General features: G+C 29.6%; 18 protein-coding genes and 1 riboswitch. Of the genes, 8 read left to right on the forward strand and 10 right to left on the reverse strand.

The annotated features are described in order from the left end of the window. Positions 1-127: 127 nt before the first annotated feature. Positions 128-1108, forward strand: coding sequence for a D-isomer specific 2-hydroxyacid dehydrogenase family protein (locus B5S50_RS05535; protein ID WP_065076723.1), 981 nt, complete (start codon positions 128-130; stop codon positions 1106-1108). A 120-nt stretch (positions 1109-1228) separates the two neighbouring features. On the opposite strand, the gene B5S50_RS05540 is transcribed toward B5S50_RS05535, so the two are convergent. Beyond that, entirely contained in the window at positions 1229-1456 is a 228-nt protein-coding gene (locus B5S50_RS05540; protein WP_065076724.1) for a DUF3892 domain-containing protein, read from the reverse strand. Positions 1457-1671: 215 nt separating this feature from the next. Here B5S50_RS05540 and B5S50_RS05545 point away from each other — a divergent pair, with 215 nt between their 5' ends. Next, positions 1672-2430, forward strand: coding sequence for a hypothetical protein (locus tag B5S50_RS05545; RefSeq protein ID WP_217303302.1), 759 nt, complete (start codon positions 1672-1674; stop codon positions 2428-2430). A gap of 59 nt (positions 2431-2489) precedes the next feature. On the opposite strand, the gene B5S50_RS05550 is transcribed toward B5S50_RS05545, so the two are convergent. From B5S50_RS05550 to B5S50_RS21790, 6 genes are all read right to left on the reverse strand, one after another. After that, positions 2490-3101 carry a DUF975 family protein gene (locus B5S50_RS05550; protein WP_217303303.1) on the reverse strand — a complete coding sequence of 204 codons (612 nt, stop codon included), beginning with the start codon at positions 3099-3101 and terminating at the stop codon, positions 2490-2492. A 90-nt stretch (positions 3102-3191) separates the two neighbouring features. Continuing rightward, the gene (locus tag B5S50_RS05555) at positions 3192-3563 is read right to left on the reverse strand and encodes a DUF6262 family protein (RefSeq protein WP_217303304.1); all 372 of its coding nucleotides are present in this window, start codon (positions 3561-3563) and stop codon (positions 3192-3194) included. 1 nt (position 3564) lies between these two features. Further along, the gene (locus B5S50_RS05560; RefSeq protein WP_217303305.1) at positions 3565-5517 is read right to left on the reverse strand and encodes a tyrosine-type recombinase/integrase; all 1953 of its coding nucleotides are present in this window, start codon (positions 5515-5517) and stop codon (positions 3565-3567) included. Next, on the reverse strand, positions 5518-6645 hold the full coding sequence (locus B5S50_RS05565; protein WP_217303306.1) for a tyrosine-type recombinase/integrase: 1128 nt from the start codon (positions 6643-6645) through the stop codon (positions 5518-5520). Between the two features lie 240 nt (positions 6646-6885). After that, complete coding sequence (gene ltrA / locus B5S50_RS05570) at positions 6886-8703, reverse strand: group II intron reverse transcriptase/maturase (protein ID WP_254306596.1); 1818 nt, start codon at positions 8701-8703, stop codon at positions 6886-6888. A gap of 223 nt (positions 8704-8926) precedes the next feature. Next, positions 8927-9049: a hypothetical protein gene (locus tag B5S50_RS21790; protein ID WP_302180668.1), complete on the reverse strand. Its 123-nt coding sequence runs from the start codon at positions 9047-9049 to the stop codon at positions 8927-8929. Positions 9050-9621: 572 nt separating this feature from the next. Here B5S50_RS21790 and B5S50_RS05575 point away from each other — a divergent pair. Both B5S50_RS05575 and B5S50_RS05580 read left to right on the forward strand, forming a co-directional pair. Beyond that, positions 9622-10842: a multidrug efflux MFS transporter gene (locus tag B5S50_RS05575; protein WP_217303307.1), complete on the forward strand. Its 1221-nt coding sequence runs from the start codon at positions 9622-9624 to the stop codon at positions 10840-10842. 134 nt (positions 10843-10976) lie between these two features. Beyond that, entirely contained in the window at positions 10977-11537 is a 561-nt protein-coding gene (locus B5S50_RS05580; protein WP_217303308.1) for a DUF6143 family protein, read from the forward strand. A gap of 64 nt (positions 11538-11601) precedes the next feature. Here B5S50_RS05580 and B5S50_RS05585 read toward each other — a convergent pair whose 3' ends face one another. Then, complete coding sequence (locus B5S50_RS05585) at positions 11602-12162, reverse strand: phosphatase PAP2 family protein (RefSeq protein WP_217303309.1); 561 nt, start codon at positions 12160-12162, stop codon at positions 11602-11604. Positions 12163-12464: 302 nt separating this feature from the next. Here B5S50_RS05585 and B5S50_RS05590 point away from each other — a divergent pair, with 302 nt between their 5' ends. Next, a complete protein-coding gene (locus B5S50_RS05590) occupies positions 12465-14162 on the forward strand; it encodes a cell wall-binding repeat-containing protein (RefSeq protein ID WP_217303310.1) in 1698 nt (565 codons plus the stop codon). A gap of 408 nt (positions 14163-14570) precedes the next feature. Here the strand turns inward: B5S50_RS05590 and B5S50_RS05595 are convergent, their stop codons facing one another. After that, a complete protein-coding gene (locus tag B5S50_RS05595) occupies positions 14571-15140 on the reverse strand; it encodes a 4Fe-4S dicluster domain-containing protein (protein ID WP_217303311.1) in 570 nt (189 codons plus the stop codon). 16 nt (positions 15141-15156) lie between these two features. Further along, positions 15157-17298: a formate dehydrogenase subunit alpha gene (fdhF, locus tag B5S50_RS05600; protein WP_217303771.1), complete on the reverse strand. Its 2142-nt coding sequence runs from the start codon at positions 17296-17298 to the stop codon at positions 15157-15159. 219 nt (positions 17299-17517) lie between these two features. Continuing rightward, positions 17518-17649: riboswitch (molybdenum cofactor riboswitch) on the reverse strand. A gap of 694 nt (positions 17650-18343) precedes the next feature. On the opposite strand from fdhF, the gene B5S50_RS05605 reads away from it, so the two are divergent. The 3 genes from B5S50_RS05605 to B5S50_RS05615 all read left to right on the forward strand — a co-directional run bounded on the left by B5S50_RS05605 (position 18344) and on the right by B5S50_RS05615 (position 20025). Beyond that, entirely contained in the window at positions 18344-19078 is a 735-nt protein-coding gene (locus B5S50_RS05605; protein WP_217303312.1) for a Fic family protein, read from the forward strand. A 79-nt stretch (positions 19079-19157) separates the two neighbouring features. Beyond that, on the forward strand, positions 19158-19586 hold the full coding sequence (locus B5S50_RS05610; RefSeq protein WP_217303313.1) for a DUF86 domain-containing protein: 429 nt from the start codon (positions 19158-19160) through the stop codon (positions 19584-19586). Positions 19587-19626: 40 nt separating this feature from the next. Beyond that, on the forward strand, positions 19627-20025 hold the full coding sequence (locus B5S50_RS05615) for a nucleotidyltransferase domain-containing protein (protein WP_065076768.1): 399 nt from the start codon (positions 19627-19629) through the stop codon (positions 20023-20025). Positions 20026-20165 lie beyond the last annotated feature (140 nt).

Consider the following 20165-nt stretch of genomic DNA (forward strand, 5'->3'; position numbering starts at 1 on the left):
ATATCTCTAAACAAATTGAATATCAATCAAATATAGTAAATACAAAGGTAACATTGAATTATATCTCCTGTTACTATAAAATTATATGTAGTAAATATTATTCATAAAAAGGGGGAGCTAGAATACAATGAAAGTTTTGGCATATAGTCATAGACAAGATGAAACTGAATATTTCAAAAAATTCAGTGAAAAATACGACGTGGAGGTTGTATTGTGTGATGATCCACCAACTATGGAAAATGCAGACTTGGCCAAAGGATTTGACTGCATCAGCATTATCACAACTAAAATTTCAGATAAATTAGTAGAAAAATTTCATGAAATTGGAGTAAAATTTATATCCACAAGAACAATAGGATATGACCATATAGACATAAAAAAGGCGAAAGAGCTAGGTGTCCATATAGGCAATGTAAACTATTCACCAAATAGTGTAGCCGATTATACAATTATGATGATTCTTATGGCTATAAGAAAAATGAAAGCTATTATGGAACGAAGTAATGTACAGGATTATTCTTTAAAAGGTGTTCAAGGTAAAGAGCTTCACAATTTAACTGTAGGTGTTATTGGTACAGGAAGAATTGGCCGTGCAGTTATAAGTCGTTTAAGTGGATTCGGCTGCAAAATATTGGCTTATGATTTATACGAAAATGAAGAAATAAAGAAGTATGTTACATATGTTACACTAGAAGATCTCTTTAAAAACAGTGACATTATTACAATGCATGCACCTGCAACAGATGACAATTATCACATGATAAATAAGGATTCCATAGCACTTATGAAAGATGGTACATTTATTATCAATATAGCCCGAGGCTCACTTATCAATACTGAAGATCTCATAGACGCCATTGAAAATAAAAAAATTGGTGGTGCAGCTATAGACGTTATTGAAAATGAATTCGGACTTTGCTATAACGATTTAAAATGTGAGATACTAGATAAAAGGGAAATGGCAATTTTAAAGTCTTTTCCAAATGTAATTGTTACACCTCACACAGCGTTTTATACAGATCAAGCTGTAAGTGACATGGTAGAACATTCTATTTTAAGTTGTGTTTTATTCATGGAAGGCAAAGAAAATCCATGGCAAATTGAATAAACAAAAGTTCTTATGCACTCTTCTTTTTTTGATAAAAGAAGAGTGCATTGATTTTAATGTTTTTTTATCTTATTTATAGAATATAGAAATCTTAGCAACTAGACTTAAACCATAATCAAGTTAAAATCTTGGTAAATCCTTTAAATTTTCAACATCCATAACATCAGGGTCAGCTACTAAATATTCTCCTCCATCTTTACCTTTAAATACACCAACACCTTCAATTATGTGTTCCCTTGCCATCATTATAGCGTGATTTAAAGGAAGCACTTCTCCATTTTCAAGTAATACATCTGTAATTTTTCCATTTTTATCTTTTCTTACTTTAGTTATTTTTGAATTTTTCATTCTATACCTCCTGATTAGATATATCATTCATATATATTTTGGTAGAAAACTCAATTACTTATACAACATATTTTTTTATCTTATGATTGCACAATTATAACTTTTCTAATCACAATTGAAGTTAATAATGAACTGAGTCTTGTTATTGACAGTACAAAATGTAAGTGATATATTTATAACATAAGTTAGAAATATATCACTTTGGAGGGGATTTTATGAAAAAAACTATTATTAAGAGTTCTATAGTATTTATGATAATTTTTGCTTTATTTTTTATAGCATTAAATAAATCAACTGTTCATGCATTAAATTGCTATACAGTAAGTTTGTCAAATTTTAAAGAGGTATCCAAAAACATTTATGTACAGCCAAATACTTCTGATAAAGATATAAATAATGTATTGAGTACCATTTCCAAATCTAAAAACATTGTGGCCAATTTATATGGAAGTTTCAATGCCAAACCTGTCTTTATAATTAGCAAAGATTCAGCAGCCTTAAAAAAATTTGGTGTTGAAAATAAAACAGGAGCTACACAAAAAACTATGCTAGGCAGCTACATAATTCTGGGACCAGAGGGATTAAATACTAATGTAATTTCTCATGAACTCACTCACAGTGAGTTAGCCTACAGGATTAATAAAAGTAAAAGTACCAAAATACCTGTGTGGTTTGATGAGGGAATGGCAATGCAAGTAGATAATAGGCCTAAATATTCTGAAGAACAATGGATAAAGGAAACTCAAAACGGTACAAAAGTACCTGATATGAAAACTTTAAATTCGTCTACACAATTTTATGCAGCCGATTTAGAGACAAGAGTATTAAATTACACTTTGGCAAAACATGAAGTACATAGATGGTTATCTATTGTAGGTCAAAAAGGTCTATCACAGTTAATTGCTGATGTTAATAATGGTAATGATTTTTACAAGTCCTATAACATCATTGAAAAAAATAATAGTAAAAAGTAAATAATTATATGATTAGGACTAGCATAGTACTAGCCCTGATCAATAAATTAAAGAAATTACTATTCCTGGTTATTCAATATTGGTACAAGCTTTACATCCTGATAGAAGTTTGCAGTAGCCGCCTGAATATAAGGACATACAAAAATAAATCCTATGCCAAAAGTAACAACTGAAAGTATTATCCATCCTAAAAAGCTGATCAATAAGCAAAATAACTGCCATTTGTGTCCATACATCATTTTCTTGCTTTCATCAAGTGCCTCAAGTACGGGCATATCTGGGCTTTCACTAAGAACATACATAGCCATAGAGTACCTCAATGATGCTATTAATCCCGGTATAATAAGCAGCAGTGACCATAAAAAAATAAATATACTCATAACAATATATAGTATTATTGCAGAACCTAGATTTTTAAACCCATCGAACAAATCCTCCACTTGAAACTTCTCGGATTTTACAAGTTTTATAAAGCATCCTACAACACCAAGTGTAAGTGGTCCAACAATCAAAAAAGAAATAATGATACCTGCATGTGGTATAAAATTTATGCCAATAATAATTAGTGAATACACAAGGCACACCAAAATACACTTACCCCAGTTACCCTTTAACTGATCTCTAGATACTTTCCTCAGTTGATAGCTAGTACGAACAGAAGCATTACTCATTTTTAATCTCCTTTTCATATCTCGTGTAGCATATGCTACACTGATTGATTTTCTTTAATTTATACATTGATTACATATAAACAATGTAGTCTATAATTTATCATATAATTTTCCTCTAAGAATCTCTAATTGCTCTTTTAATTTTCCATTTTCTTCTTGAAGTTCTTTAATCTTTTTATCTTTAGCCATTATAATAATGTCTTTTGACTTATCAGTTTTATCATATTTAAGTTTTTGTTTTATAACTTTTTCTGTTTGTTTATCTCTAAGTTCTTCGATTCTTTGCTTAATTTGAGCATTATTATAAAGAAAAGTTTTAGATACACCACTTAGATTGCAAACACTATTAAAGTTAATTTTTTCGCCTTTCAAGGAAAGTTCTCGAATGGCTTTGTCTAATTTTTCTAATGTTATCTTAGTTTTATTTTTAGCATATTTTTTTAATCCATTTGTACTCCCCATTCTAAGCTTCCTCCCTTGACTTACCGTTCTTATGAACGATTTTCTGTTCCTTAACTCTTTCGAGTGTATCCTCTAGTAGTTTTAAATAAGTTTTGTTCTTCTCAGCCCATAACTCTCTACCACATCTATTACTTATTTCTATTTGAGATTTAACATGGTCAATCTCTTCCTCATATTCAGGTATGTTCTCAACTGTAGTACAGAAACTTGCACAAGTTAAACAATGATTCATTTGTTGTCTGCAAGGTAATTTAGAAGGCTTAAAACATACGCCAAAAGGTACTCTAACAGCATCTAAATTCTTTTTAACATATTCATATCTTATAAGATTCTCACCATCGTCGGAGTTTAAGTCTATATGTTCAAGATTATTAGTTTCAGTATTTACTCTAAATAAATCTAAATTCTCAGTATTCTTCCATTTTTCGTAGAGTGTATTTTCTGTAACAGTTGCATAATGAACAGTCATCTGAAGACTCTGATGACCTAATATTTGTTGTATGATACTAATTCCCATACCTTGTTCCACGTACTCTTTAGCTCTTGTATGCCTTAAGGAATGTAATCTAAAATGATATAACTCATCATTAACATCTCTTATATCTTTTTGTTCAATAAGTCTTTTTATAGTGTTTAGTAAAGATGCTTTGTTCAATGGTTTTCCCTTTAATTTACCTTCATAGGTATTGAATAAATATTTTTTAGGATTATTTTCTTCTGTACTAAGTTCTTTAGTTTTATCAATAGCTTTTTGAACCATTTCAGCAACTTTAGTCCTTATAGGAATTTTAAGTTGTGCTATGCCTGTTTTTGTTATTTCACCACAGAGATAATAGTTATAATTTTTCTCCTTGCCATTCCAAATTTGTTCTAAGCAATTGTCATATCTAAGATTTAATATATCTGTACCACGCCATCCTGTTTCTCTTAGAAGAATATAAATGGGAATATATTGTGGTCTATCTAAATCCATAATATTATTGTCTAATTGCTTTAAGATAGGCTCTGGAACAAACTTAGCCTTTTTAACTTCATCTTTATTTAATTCTCTTTTAGGAATATCATCTTGAAAAATTAAAAATGATACATCTTTTTTAGGTGCTTTATCATATTGAGCCATTTGAATGTATTCTAAGAAAGTTCTAATATAAGATACAAACTTACATCTATAAGTTGGGTTTTTATCTTTATAATCATTACCTAACCAATATAAGTAATTTTCTATATCATTTCTTGATAAATTTTTAATAAAGCCATCAGTATAGTCTTGAGAATAAAACTTTTCAAAGAAATAATTTAAATTGTTTAAAATTTGATAACAATGATTCCAACTCTTTTTAGTTATAATGGTCTTAAAATAATCTTTTACAGTTTTTCTATAGTAAATAGGAATATCTTTAAAATTAAGTTGATTATTTATTCCGTTATTAGCTCCACTTGCAGGGATTTTAGCACCTTTTATATTTTTTGAATACCATATATCTTTTTCAGTTTCTTCTCTATCATCATAGAAATCTTTAATGAAGTCTATTAAATATTCTATAAATCCAACATATTTATTTCCAAATTTATTAGTCTTTAAATTCTTTGAGTTTAAAAATAATATCCATTTTCTTTTTAACTTTTCTTTATTTGCACCAAATAGTGATTGTTCAGTATAAAAAACAGAAAATATCTTTATCACTGGATTTAAATTTCTCATATGGTGATGGGATATAAGTTTATTTTTAAATGAGTATATAAAGTAGTATTTTACTTCATTCATTAATGTTTTATTTTTAATACTTGAAAAATCTAAATATCTAACATTTTCAGATTTTTTACCAACAAAAAACTCTTCTTCTAAATCCCATTTATCATTTTCTAACCAATATCCATTATCTTGTTTTAGGTACTCAACAATTTCATCATACTTATTTTGATGATTGCTTTTTATTATCTGAAAATTATCCACTTATTCATCCCCCTCATTATAAATATCTAAATTTAAATTAGGTTGAGTTTTTTCAAACTCTTCCGTTATTTCTTCATCTGAGGGATGAATATAAGTATTCATAGTAGTATAAATATTTTTATGACCAGCTCTTATTCTAAGTAACTCTGGTTGCCATCCTGCCATTCTAAGTACTGTTAATGAACTATGCCTAAGCATATGTGGTGTAACATATATCCCAGTTTTCTTTTTCAATGTTCTAAATAAATTGTCTACATCAATATAATTCATAGCTTTATTCTTGTTGTTTCCACTAATTCTTATAAAAATATGATTGGTTTCAACTTCTTCAGTATGATATTCAGCTATATATTCCATAAACATATCTGCTAAATTCTGTGATATATCTATTCTACGAGGACTTGACACAGTTTTAATCTCAGCATTATTCTCAAGTTGCCCTCGGTCTTTTAAATCAATAACCATATCACTTATATCAACATCTTCAATCCATAATGATAAGGCTTCACCTATTCGTAATCCTGTCTCATATAAGAGTGATAATAAAAATTTATCTCTAAAGTTATTGCAAGTATTTATAAGTATCGCTATTTCTTCTTTAGTTAAAGTTTTAGGTTTAGATTTTGGAACTTTAAGTTTTAATATATTACTTGTAATTTTCTTTTGTTTATAGGCTATGCCATATAAAAATCCTTTGAAGTTTCTACTTGGAGTAGAAACAAATTTTTTAAGCCTATCTGAAATATTATTGCTATACTCTTCATGCCTTAAAATATAGTCGTAAAACATCAAAACACTATTTACTACAATATTTATGGTTCTTGGACTTCTTGCTGAATCAACCTTATTAGTCGGTATTACTTTTAAGCTCTTATAAGGATTTTGCAACCAATTCACAAACAACGCCAAATCATCTATAGTAACAGCTTGAAAATCCAATTTTCTTTGTTCTAAATACTCAAAATACAGTTTCAAATGTTGGCAATACATTCTAAGTGTATTTCGTGCATAATTGGTATTATCCTTAAATCTTATAAACTTTAATATTGGTTCTATTGGTAAACCATTATTATCTGCTACAAAGTATCTCTCTTTATTATCTTCTGTCTTTACCTTTACTACTTCCATACCGTTATATATCCTCCTATGATTTATTTCAATCATAGTTTCTACTATACTCACTTTAATTATTCAAACTATTTATATAGTAGTTTAAGCTATATTTTTATATAAAAGTAGTACATAAAATACTATAAACACTATTTGTTCTGATAGGTAAAACTTTGATGTTATCTCCACCTTTTCCCCCAGTTAACACCGTACTTGAGACTTTCGAACTCATACGGCGCCCCAACAATTTATTACTTTCTAATTAAAAATAACTGAATTTCCTACTAACTTTCTTAAAGAATTGACACGATTTAACCCTTTTTCATCAAGGGACAATAAACCTAGATATTTGTTTATAGTATCTTGTTTAGTACTATGAATAAGCTTGTGGGCTTCTCCACATATCCAAACAAGATTTTTATATTCATTTGTTCCACCATCACATTTTTGTTTTTTATGATGACATTCCATGTTATCTATTTCCAAGTCTAACCCTGTAATATAACATTTACCCTGTTGTCCAGCAATCAAAGATATTCTATTATCGTCAAATTCAGCAGTTTTATTTCCATTTGTTGTTCTTAGTAGGTGGTTAATTAAGTGTTTATAGCCTCTAAGATTTTTATGGATTTTTTCTCTGCCAAGTTTTGTATAATTACAGATATCTTGACTAAAACTCATAGGTGGTTTTGTTTTACAACCATAGATTGGAAATATCGTAACATCATGAATCGTTCTGATTTTTCCATTGTAGTTTCCATATAACCGTTCATAGGTTTTCGAAAACTTAGGTTTATCTGATATATAACTCCTTAAACGTATTTCCAAGGTTTTTATAACTAAGAAATTTATTTCTCTAAAGTCTAATGATACATTTGTAGCACTATTATAATAATTGTGACTTCCTAATATCATTGAATTCAATTTATTTACTTCTATACCATTGCAATGCTTTTGGATTTTCTTAATTTGCTTCTTTAGCTTGTCAACAGTATTCTTTTTAGCTTTATCACACATTCTACTTTGACATACATATTTACCTCTCTTGGGTTTTAGTGTTAGTTTAAATCCTAAGAACTCTGTGTAATTCTTTCTTAAGTTGGTTATCTTAGATTTATCAGGACTTATATCTAAATCCAATCTCTCTTTTAACCATATTTTTGTAGCATTATAGATTTTCTGTGCAGTTTTATAGTCTCTACAAAAAATTTTAAAATCATCTGCATATCTTACTAAGAATATTTCCTTGAGATTTGTTTTCTTTAATGCTTTATCTTTGTTATTTTGTGTGTAACTATGTTTTGTTTCAAAAGTTTCCCATTGTGAACTAATCCACCAATCCAGTTCATTAAGAACTATATTTGATAACAATGGACTAATTATGCCACCTTGTGGTGTACCCTTTGTTGGTATTCCTATTCCTTGTATTTCTGATTTTAGTATTTTTCCAATTATGCTAAGCAAGTTTTTATCTTGAATTCCTAAATTCCACATTTGTTTTTTTAATTTACTATGATTGACGTTATCGAAGAAACCTTTGATGTCTATATCTACTACGTAGTGTAGTTTATTTATATTCATTAGATACATGCTTCTTGCTATTGCATGGCTTGTTGACCGATTAGGTCTAAAACCATAACTATGTTTATGGAATTTGGCTTCACATATAGGCTCTAACACTTGTTTAATACATTGTTGGATAATTCTATCTTCGATACATGGTATTCCTAGTGGTCTAGTTTTACCATTTGGTTTAGGAATTTCCACACGTCTTATACTTTTTGGTATATAGTCTGCTAGTTTATTTCGGATACGTGTAACAAATTTGTCTGTTTTCATATCCTTGAAGTAGCTTATATCAAGATTGTCAGTTCCAAATGTTGTTGAACCTTTGTTTTTCTTGATATTTCTATATGCCAGTAAGATATTATTCTTAGAGGTTATATACTGCATTAGGTCTGTAAACTTTTTATTGTTACAAGATTGATTATACAGATTGTCAAATGTGCCTTGAATTGTGTAATATTCATTATTTCTTAGTAACTGTCTTTTCTCTAATTTTAAGCTTTCCTCCAAGTCTGTTTTCTCCTTTAACGGATTTAACATCTCTTAGTCTTACTCGAACCTTGGTTTTATTCAGTATTTAATTTTCATATAACAAATTGTCTAGTGGCTATTACTAATCTATCATTACGATAGTTATCTTTGCTTCATGCCACCACCATCACTTAGATTAAGATAAGTTATAGATATACTCTTTTCCTTACCACTACTTCATAGGTAGTAAAACCTCCATATTCTAAGCTTTCCTTGTTCCGTTATTATTATCTTTACATATATCCTTAGGTTGTTGGTATAAGCCTGTAAGTTTGATAATGCCTATAACACTATATGGATTTTCATAGTAACTAATTTTACTCATCCACACTTACCACACATATGTGTTATATCCATTTCTAGATATTTGTAGTTTAGACCTGTACATTCCCAACTTTGTCAGTTGCTAAGCAACATCCTAACCATAGATATTTTATAGACACCCGTCCTATCACCACTCGACTACCTCTAGTTCGCATTTCGTGTAGGGATTATTTCATCTACTTACAGTGGCTCTCAGTCGTCTTCACCGAGCTTTCAACCTCTTAATATTTACTTATTAAGACGCTAATCGGAGTATTAGTGGAAACCCTTCAAGGCGTTACTCTATCATTTGATTTCTCGTAATAACAGTTCTAATTTCTGAATTTAATCAGCTAATTAGTCTAAGCTTTTTACTTAGAAACAAGTCGCACAATTATCTACACTATATTTCTTTCAAATACATCTATTTTGCTCTACATATTACTGCAAAAAGTTACATATATATTAACTTATGATCCATCAAATAAAACTGTTAATTTATTTAAATGTGATTCAAATTTATTCTTTCAAAATTGAGCAGTATGATATATCATATAACTAATGTTGGTAATTGTGAAAGAAGGCTTGACATCATTGAAAATTTGGGAAAGAAACCTAATTGTATGTTGGTTAGGAGCATTTGTAACTGCCTTGGGACTAAGCCAAATAGCCCCAATAATGCCCCTTTACATCAAACAACTTGGTATTCATGACATCTCTACTATTGAACAAATATCTGGAGTTGCTTTTGGAGTTACTTTTGTAGTTTTAGCAATATTTTCACCAATTTGGGGATATGCAGCTGATAAAATTGGTAGAAAACCAATGCTCTTACGTGCAAGTATTGGAATGTCTATTGTAATTTCAACTATGGGACTTGCACAAAATATATATCAACTTATTGGTTTAAGAATGCTCCAAGGAGTTGTAGCAGGTTACAGTACAGCTTGTATGACATTAATTGCAACTCAAACTGAAAAAGAACATTCTGGTTGGGCATTAGGTGTGCTGTCCACAGCTTCTATTTCTGGTTCACTACTTGGACCACTTATTGGAGGATATCTTGATGAAATTTTAGGACTGCAATTTACTTTTTTCTTTACTGGTATCCTTATGCTAATTGTTTTTATTTTAACCTTAATATTTGTAAAAGAAGACTTTATAAAATCTAATAAAAAAGTGCTCAGTACAAAAGAAGTCTGGGAACAACTTCCTGATTGTAACTTAATTATTGTTTTATTTGCTACTTCTTTTATTTTGCAGCTTGCTTTTTATTCTATAGAACCAATAATAACAGTATATATATCCCAGTTATCTCGCAGCTCAGTCCATATTGCCTTAATTTCTGGAATGGCATTTTCTGCTTCTGGTCTTGCTAGCATTATTTCCGCTCCAAGGCTTGGAAAACTATCAGACAAAATTGGACCTCAAAAAGTTATGCTTGCATCACTTATTATAGCTGGTTTAATATTCATACCTCAAGCTTTTGTAAAAAATTCTTGGCAACTTATCATATTACGATTTTCACTAGGTTTTGTAACAGCAGGACTAGCACCATCAATTAATACATTGTTAAAGAAAATAACACCAGAAAACCTTACTGGAAGGATGTTTGGTTTTAACATGAGCGCATTTTATTTAGGTACCTTTTCCGGTTCTTTACTTGGTGGACAAATAGCTTCATACTTTGGTATGAAGTATGTATTTTTCATTACCAGTGCACTACTTCTTTTAAATGGTTTATTGGTTTACGAAAAGATCTGCAAAAAATTAGATTCAAATGCTACTACTCCATTAAAAGAGCATATGGTTTAAAAATCGGTTTTGAAGTTCATTAAAAAATATATATTTTCTTGTCATTATCACCTATCAACATCTATAGAATATTATATGTTGAGGGCTAAACTGTATTAAGATATATGTAAAATCATTATTAGGAGATGTGATTTATGTCACAAAAAAACAGCAATTATATCTTAGACATGAAAAATACTAAAATAAAAGAAGTCGTTAGCAATCCCGTTCCTTTATTTAAATCAATGCAGGGAAAATATTTTGTTGGACAAACAAAGCCTATTCAGGTAGATAGTTGTTCAAATGCCTGGTTTGGCTTAGTAAATCCTCATAATTCTGGTGTTAATTTATTTGCGAATGTATTTACTATCTCAAATTTTTCTGATGACTATTTAACTGCTGAAATATGGCTTAATACTGATGTTCCCCCAAATGGGAGTATATCCCATAATGTTTCTCCAAGCAATACAGCTTTAAAACCACTTCCTAAAAACAAAGTAAATATCTACTTTGCGAAATTTACCAATATAGTTTTCAAAAATGGGGTAAATGTATATAAAAGAATAGTGCCCCCAAACACAACATTAGTAGGTGAGGAAGACGGTAAATTTATAGAACGTCCAGGTGGAAACTACACTCTAATTATAAAATCATCAAATCCAATACCTGCAAAAGTAATAGGTGCATTTGGATGGTATGAAGATTTGAGACATTAAAAAAAGAAATGAACGTAAATATTCTAAAGCAAGAAAAAATTCAGCTATTTTAAAAAGCTCAAGTCTATATACTAGACTTGAGCTCTTTTAATAAATATGATCTAATTCTCTTAAATAAATATATTGTTATTTTCCCAGATACAAGTCCTAACACTATTCCAGCAAGCACATCTGTAGGATAATGCACATATAAATATATTCTTGAAAAAGCTATTAAAATTGCTACAGTAAAAAATACTGGCGCATATTTTTTGAAATACCTTGATAATATACTAGCCGCTGCAAAAGATGCTGTAGTATGTCCTGATGGAAATGAATAGGAAGCTGGTTTTGCAACTAAAAGTTTTATAGTTGGGTCAAGATAAAAAGGCCTTGTACGTTTAACAATATGTTTTATCAATCCTTCACCAAATACTGATCCTATTATAATAGCTGTTAAAACCATAATTCCAACTTTTCTATATTTCTTACTTACTATAAGTGCTAAGGAAATTGCAATCCATATAAGCCCTGTGTTGCCAAGCGAAGTAAATGCAATCATAATCTTATCTAAAATTTGATTATGCATATTATTTGCTATATATGAAAGAATACATTCATCAAATTTGTATATTAATGTAACCATCTCTATCTCCCTGCTGTTATATTTAATATGTACAACTTATTAATATACTACATTTCAAATTTAAAATCCACTATTATATTCATTTTTGATCTATAACTTACATATAATTCAAATGCTATTGAAGGAAACACCTTATCTATTGATACTAAAATCACCCATTATATATTAGAACATCATTTAATAATCTCAACTTATATCATGAATTATACTTTGTGATACATTTACTTTATACCATAATGCAGGAAAAATATTTACACTTATAGAATATTTACAACATCTTAATATAATAGGGGGAACTTAAGATGTATAAAAAATTTAAAAAAGTGGTTGCAGCTGCGGTAGGTTTTTTATGTCTATTTTCTTTTCATAATGTACTTGCAGCAGATTCATCAACAAAATATGATGTTACTAGAATATACGGTAATACTAGATATGAAACTTGCATAAATATATGTGACAAATTTGATAACGGCAAGGTTAACAATGTGATTATAGCTAGTGGTAATAACTTCCCTGATGCACTTGCAGGAAGTGTTCTTTCTAAAAAATTAAATGCTCCTATACTATTAGTTGATAAAGAAGTTACAAACAGCATGGATTCTATAGAATACTTAAAAAATCATTTTAATTATGATGGAAATGTATATATATTAGGACAAAGTGCTTCTGTAAGTGAACAATATGTAAATTACATTAAAAATCTAGGTTGTAAAAATATTACAAGATTGGGAGGAACGGATAGATTTGATACCAATAAAAAAATAGTTGATACATTAAACGTCCAAAAAGGAACACCTGTAGTAATAACTAATGGCTATGGCTTTGCAGATGCCCTCAGCGTTTCAAGTATTGCAGCTTCAAAAGGATATCCTATTTTAATGAGTAATTCATCAAATTTATCTAATGAAATTAAACAAAAAATCAAGGATATTCAACCATCTCACGTTTATTTAATAGGTGGAGAAGGCTCTTTAAGTAATAACATAATATCTGAAATAGAAAACACCTCTCTACAATTGGGAGCCAGCAATATAATTAGAATAGGCGGATCTACTAGATATGATACGTCGTTAGATATAAGCAAATATTTTAATATGGCTTCAGATACAGCAGTGATTACGAGTGGAAAAAACTTTCCTGATGCGTTATCCGGAAGTGCTATAGCTGCACAAAAAAATGCACCTATAATACTTACAGATGGGCAGAATATATCAAGCCAGAAAAAGTATTTAGATACTACTGAATATAAAAATTTAATTTTGCTTGGCGGTACTGGAGCAATAAATAACATGTGTGAAGGCATATTAAAAGGCACCATAAGTGAGCTAGATATAATAAAAAGCAAAAGTGTTTATGAACTTAATATGAAAGACAATAACAATCAAAATTATTCTGTATTTATATATAGTGATGATATGCAAACAAAAACTGCATCATTTAACTCAGACGATGATTGGTCTTTACCATGGGCTGGCGCATCAGAAGGAGATACGATAGTTAAAGGTCATTTTAAAATAGCAGTGGCAAAACAGGGTGAAAACACACCTGATATATATGATAATATTAGCAGCGATAATATTATTAATGGTTTTTATTCAGAGGATAATAAAATTAGGATGAATTTAAGTAGAAAGTTAGTCAGAGTTCACCAAAATTCTCAGACTGGAAATCCAGATTTTCTTTTAATAGGGATACCTGAATGCACGAATGCTTCTTATTTAAAAGTGTATTATATAAAAAATGGAAAACTTAATCAAGCAAAATTCCTAGATCCTAATAATAATGATTCTGATGAGGTTTTAACAAGTAATTCTAGAAGTCTTTTCTTTAATCAAACAAAAGATAATATGTTTGAGACATCTCTTTATGATAATGCAAAAACTTTTATGTTTTATATACACTCATGGAAATTTAATTTAGATAGTGGAAATTTTTCATATTTAGGTTATAGATCTATGAGAGTAGATGACTATTATAATTATGGAGATAAAATAAATTAAATAGTAATCTTTCATCATAAAATCAGTAAAACTCTACAAAATTGGAAATGAATCTTTTACAACTTACTGTACAAATTCCATAGTAAATAACCTTAGTTTATACGTGCCATTTTTTCATTGTTTAATCCCGCAGTAAAAACAGAATCGCTTAAAAATAGAGGACCTGCTAAACAACATATAGTGAGTAAATGATGTAAACTAAGGGATTTATGACACCTTGAGTAAGCATACTTTCTATATAAAAGTACATCTCAAAAACCTCCGTTTTTGAGATGTACTATATGGAAAGTTAATTTTCAACATGTCCAACTTATTAGACGTTAATTAATCCCAGTTACTTTGTAGTACAAAGGAGCCCCCATACTAATATAAACAGTGGAATACTTTTTTAATCACAAAATTTACGGATCAACCTATATTAGTTAATCCTAATGCACTCTGCTTTCTTTTTTCTTTAATAGATTCATGAAGCTCATCAGATTTAACTATATTAAATGCATTAGTTGGGCAAACTTCTACACAAGCTGGTCCATTTTCTCTGCCATTACATAAATCACACTTATTGCCTACTATTTTGTACTTAAAACATAACTTGCCATCATCTGTAACTTTTAAGCCATGTTGTACTACCTTTTTTCCGTCATTAAATTCAGGAACTAAGTCAATAGCACCTACAGGACATGCCATAAGACAAGTTTTACAACCTATACAAGTGCTTCTATTTATAAAGACAACTCCGTTTTTATTCGTAATACACTTATTTGGACATACATTAGCACAAGGAGCATCTTCACACTGTCTACATTGAATTGGTGCACTAACTTTAGCTGTTTTTACAACACTTAAACGTGGATAAAATTCAATTTCAGAGCTTTCTGATGTAAATATATCTTTGTCAGAATGAGCTACTACACAAGCTATCTCACAGGTTCTACATCCTATACATTTATTGGGATCCGCAACAACAAAAGTATTCATTATATTTATTCCTTTCTTAATATATATTTTTTACTCCCATTTTTTTACGTAATTCATTGTATGTTTCTGATAAACATTTTTCAGCTTTATCTTGATCCTTTATTGCCTCCACTTTAACTGCACAATATTTATATTCAGGTGTTTTTGATATAGGATCTAAGTTATCAACCGTAAGGTTATTACAAGCTCCAATCCACCATTGATAAGTCATATAAGTATTACCCTTACGAACTCTATCTGTAACTAAGGCTCTTGACATTACAGAACCTCTTCTTGAACTTACTTGTACTAGATCTCCATCATTTATATCAAGTTCTTCAGCATCTTCCAAACTCATTTGAATTTTACCTGGTTCATCTTCAAGTGCCTTAAGAGCACGACAATTACCAGTCATTGTTCTTACAGAATAGTGACCTATTTCTCTAACTGTACATAAGCTTAATGGATATTCTTTATCTGGAGATTCTTGTGTAGGTCTCCATTCCGCAGCAAATAAAATACCTTTTTTACTTGGTGTACTAAAAATATTTCCTTCATAAAGCACAGGAGTTCCAGGATGATCTTCAGAAGGACAAGGCCAAATTATTCCTCCTAACTTTTCCATTCTTTCATAGCTAGCACCTGCAAATTTTGGAGTGAGACTTCTCATTTCATCCCATATTTCTTCTGTATTATTATAATGCATAGGATATCCCATAGCAGTAGCTAACTCACAAATTATCTGCCAATCTGGTTTAATATCTCCCTTTGGTTCAACAGCTTTTCGGAATCTTTGGAAACCTCTATCAGCGGAACTGTATACACCTTCATGTTCTCCCCAGGCAGTGGCCGGAAGTATTACATCAGCATGTAAAGTTGTTTTATTCATAAATATATCTTGAACTATTACAAGTTCTAATTTATCTAAAGCTTTTCTTACATCATTTGCATTTGGATCACTTTGAACACAATCCTCTCCCATTATATAATAAGCTTTTAGTTTATTTTCTTTTAAAACAAGTCTAGGCACTTCTGTTAAATGATATCCGACTTTATCAGGAAGTTCTACTCCCCAAGCTTTCTCAAATTTTTCTCTAGCATCTTTATCCGTAACCTTTTGATATCCAGGATAACAATTAGGAATAGCACCCATATCACAAGCACCCTGAACATTATTTTGTCCTCTTACAGGACCTATGCCAACACTAGGCCTACCGTAGTTTCCTGTCATTAAAGCTAAGCCAGCTAAGCCTTTAACTACATCTACAGCTTGACCAAATTGACATACTCCCATACCATAAAGAATCATTGGATTTTTTGCGTTAGCATACATTCTCATGGCTTTTTTTATGTCTTCAGCAGGGACTTTTGTTATTCTTCCTGCATATTCTGGATCATACTTTTGTATAATTGACTTATACTCTTCAAAATTTTCAGTATAATTGGCAACATATTCCTTATTATACAAGTTTTCATTAAGGAGTACATTGGCAAATGCATTTACAAGCGCCATATTTGTACCACCTTTTAATGGAAGCCAAAGATCAGATATTCTCACACTTTCTGTGACCCTAGGATCTACAACTATAATTTTTGCTCCTTTTTCTTTTGCTTTAACTATTCTTCTAGCAACTATAGGATGAGATTCTGCTGGATTATATCCAAATATAAGAAGTAAATCTGCATTTTCAATTTCAGGGATAGTATTTGACATGGCTCCATTTCCAAGTACTGTAGCTAATCCTGCTACTGAAGGGCCATGACAAACTCTAGCACAGTTATCCACATTGTTTGTACCTATTGCAGCACGTGCAAATTTTTGCATTACATAATTTGTCTCATTTCCAGGACCTCTAGAACATCCTGTAGTCATTATAGAATCAGCACCATACTTATTTTTTATTTCTGTTAATTTTTCTGACGTAAACTTAATAGCCTCATCCCAAGTTACTTCTACTAATTTACCATTTTTCCTTAACATAGGTTTTTTTATACGTGGAGTTAGAAGTTGAGGATCATTTAGATAATCCCAGCCATAGCGTCCTTTAAGACAAAGAGTTCCTTCATTTGTTCTTCCATTAGCAGGTTCTGCTCTTACTATTTGTCCATCTTTAACAATTAGATACAGTTGGCATCCAGCACCGCAATAAGGACATACAGTTAATACCTTTTTTTCCATTAATAATTTCACTCCTTTTTCTTTATAAATAGACGTAATCATAACTCTCACCCCTTTTATTTCAGGGTGTGGTAGAGCCTAAAATCATTATCACTCAAATTTCTATGTATCCTTAAAAATACCTTGAGTAATAATATGCTTATATATTTTGTGTATAAAATAAAAGTTTAAAATATTTTGATAATATAAAAAATTCATACTCATAATAGGCATAGTTTACCTCTATGAATATGAACTCCTTTGCAAAATAGCAGGCATAAAAATTACTTTTCACACCCTAAACGTCTATATTAGCCTTAACCTATTATCCTTTAGCCTAAGGTTAAATATGGATCGGAGTTTATTTAATTGTATTTTGATAATATAGTTTTTATTAACTAATGTGTACATATTTAATTATTTCACATTAGAAGTTTCAAGCGTAACAATACAACCTATATACTTTCAATTGCTCTTTTTAAACTCCATTGTAAATTAACAATAGTTCTTTATGTAAACATTTTACTACATACAGTATCAACCATAAACCATTATTTGAATTTCATATATGATACCACTATAGTATTACAATTTATAATAACCAAACTCATAACATATTTTAGCAATCATTATTTCAACAAGCTGCCAGAAACAGGTCTCTAGAATTAATTTTTAAGAAGGAATATGCTAAATACTCTAATTACGTTAATTTATATTTATATATTTTTCTTTTTATCTTTTAACATTCCTCTCAATTACTCCTTTAATTTCATCTTTTCAAGTTATGACGCCGAATCATTCTCAGTTATATTGTCCTCAGTTCCATCATCATAAATTTCAATTATTTATACTAGCCTAATCATTTCTATATAAATTAGTAAATAAGGAAAGTAGATATAATATATATAGTTATAAAAAAAATTTTTTAGTACTTGTTAAATAAATTCAGTAAAGTTGATAATACTAATTACGAGATATTCATATTTTACCATAAATATAAATTTTGTATGGTATAATACGCTTAAGAGTATTTTACAAATAACAATTTCATTTGTAAGGGGATATTATGCTTAAAGAGATAGATAAAAAGAAAAAAATACTTGATAGTAAAAGACCATTTGATAAAACTGCTATTAAAAATTTGAAAGAGTATTTTGATGTGGAACTTACATATAACTCAAATGCTATTGAAGGAAATACCCTTACAATTACGGAAACTAAAGTTATTTTGGAAGATGGAATCACTATTGGAAAAGGAAAAACTCTTAGAGAACACCTTGAAGTAATTAATCACAAAGAAGCTATGGACTACATTGAAGATATAGTTGATAAAAATATAGATATTACCGAAAGCATTGTAAAAAACTTACATTGCATTATTCTTAAAACTATAAACAATAAAAATGCAGGAAGATATAGAAATGTGAATCTACTCATAAGCGGCAGCAAACATAGACCTCCAGAGCACTTCTTAGTTCCACAAGAAATGGAAGACTTAATCAAGTGGTATAACGAAAATAAAAATAAATTGCATCCTATAAAGCTTGCAGCAGAATTTCATCATAAATTTACTTTTATACATCCTTTCATAGATGGAAATGGCAGGTGTGGTAGATTACTTATGAATCTAATTCTTATGAGGTGTGGGTATCCAATCACTGTTATAAGAATAGAAGACAGAAATGAATATATGAGTGCTCTTGAAAAAGCAAGTGTTGAAAATAATTTAGAGGATTTCATAGGTATTGTTGCTGCAGCAGTAAATAGAAGCCTAGATACATATTTGTATATTTTAAAATAAAAATACATTTTGAGATATACTAAAAAAAGTAATCTTAATTTGTGTACTTATTTAAATGAGATACATAGGGGGATAATTTATGATTAACAATATCGATTTACCTAAAATAAAGCAAAAGATAATGTTTATGCAGAGTAATCTAGAAAAATTAAACAAATTACAAAAGATTGATAAGGATATATTCATAGAAGATTTTAGGAATGTAGATAGTGCTAAGTACCTATTACAAGTAACAATTGAAGCAATGCTTGATATAAGCAATCATATAATAGCTAGAAATAGATGGGGAAGGCCAGAAACTAATAGGGAAAGTTTTGAGATACTTGCAAACCAAGGCATTATTGAAAAGAAATATATAAATACTTACTTTGCTATGGCAAAATTCAGAAATAGAATTGTTCATATGTATTTTGACGTTAACAATGAAATAATCTATGAAATAACACAAAATAATTTGAAGGACTTTGAAGTTTTCATTAAAACTATAGTTAAAAATATTAATTTCTAATTGAGTTTAGAAAAACAACTTAAAAACCGGAGGTACTAATGTGCTAAATATAGAAAATAAAATAGAGAACTTAAAAAAATATTTTAGTCAGCAATCTGATATTTTAGCAGTATGGATAGTAGGTTCTTATGGGACTGAATATCAAAGAGAAGATAGTGACATTGATTTTGCTATACTTTTTGATAAAGATATAAATGATTTAGAGGAAATGAATTTTGCCTGTGATATTACAGATGTACTTAAAATAGAAAATATTGATACTATAAATTTAATGAAAGCACCAATTACACTTCAATTTAAGACAATAAAAGAAGGCAGAAACTTATATGAATCAGATTATATTAAAGTGTGTGATTATATAGAATATGTAATAAATAATTATGGAGATAGGAAATATTATTTGGATAAGTTTGATAGGGATTATTTTGCCACTCTTTAATTTGGGATGATATAAGAAAGATTTAGCTAAGAATACAGTATTCTTAAAATTATAAGAGATACCTGCAGTCTATACTTAGAAGAACTGAACGCATTCGGTTCTTCTTTTAAGTTTAATTATTTATTGATCTGAAACAGTGA

Source organism: Clostridium sp. 001 (genome assembly GCF_019056555.1).
GTDB classification, from domain to species: domain Bacteria; phylum Bacillota; class Clostridia; order Clostridiales; family Clostridiaceae; genus Clostridium_B; species Clostridium_B ragsdalei.

Excerpts from the sequence above, each read along its gene's own strand:
- B5S50_RS05535 (WP_065076723.1), top strand. The coding sequence starts at position 128 with ATGAAAGTTTTGGCATATAGTCATAGACAAGATGAAACTGAATATTTC.
- B5S50_RS05540 (WP_065076724.1), bottom strand. The coding sequence starts at position 1,456 with ATGAAAAATTCAAAAATAACTAAAGTAAGAAAAGATAAAAATGGAAAA.
- B5S50_RS05545 (WP_217303302.1), top strand. The coding sequence starts at position 1,672 with ATGAAAAAAACTATTATTAAGAGTTCTATAGTATTTATGATAATTTTT.
- B5S50_RS05550 (WP_217303303.1), bottom strand. The coding sequence starts at position 3,101 with ATGAGTAATGCTTCTGTTCGTACTAGCTATCAACTGAGGAAAGTATCT.
- B5S50_RS05555 (WP_217303304.1), bottom strand. The coding sequence starts at position 3,563 with ATGGGGAGTACAAATGGATTAAAAAAATATGCTAAAAATAAAACTAAG.
- B5S50_RS05565 (WP_217303306.1), bottom strand. The coding sequence starts at position 6,645 with ATGGAAGTAGTAAAGGTAAAGACAGAAGATAATAAAGAGAGATACTTT.
- B5S50_RS21790 (WP_302180668.1), bottom strand. The coding sequence starts at position 9,049 with ATGAGTAAAATTAGTTACTATGAAAATCCATATAGTGTTATAGGCATT.
- B5S50_RS05580 (WP_217303308.1), top strand. The coding sequence starts at position 10,977 with ATGTCACAAAAAAACAGCAATTATATCTTAGACATGAAAAATACTAAA.
- B5S50_RS05585 (WP_217303309.1), bottom strand. The coding sequence starts at position 12,162 with ATGGTTACATTAATATACAAATTTGATGAATGTATTCTTTCATATATA.
- B5S50_RS05590 (WP_217303310.1), top strand. The coding sequence starts at position 12,465 with ATGTATAAAAAATTTAAAAAAGTGGTTGCAGCTGCGGTAGGTTTTTTA.
- B5S50_RS05595 (WP_217303311.1), bottom strand. The coding sequence starts at position 15,140 with ATGAATACTTTTGTTGTTGCGGATCCCAATAAATGTATAGGATGTAGA.
- fdhF (WP_217303771.1), bottom strand. The coding sequence starts at position 17,298 with ATGGAAAAAAAGGTATTAACTGTATGTCCTTATTGCGGTGCTGGATGC.
- B5S50_RS05605 (WP_217303312.1), top strand. The coding sequence starts at position 18,344 with ATGCTTAAAGAGATAGATAAAAAGAAAAAAATACTTGATAGTAAAAGA.
- B5S50_RS05610 (WP_217303313.1), top strand. The coding sequence starts at position 19,158 with ATGATTAACAATATCGATTTACCTAAAATAAAGCAAAAGATAATGTTT.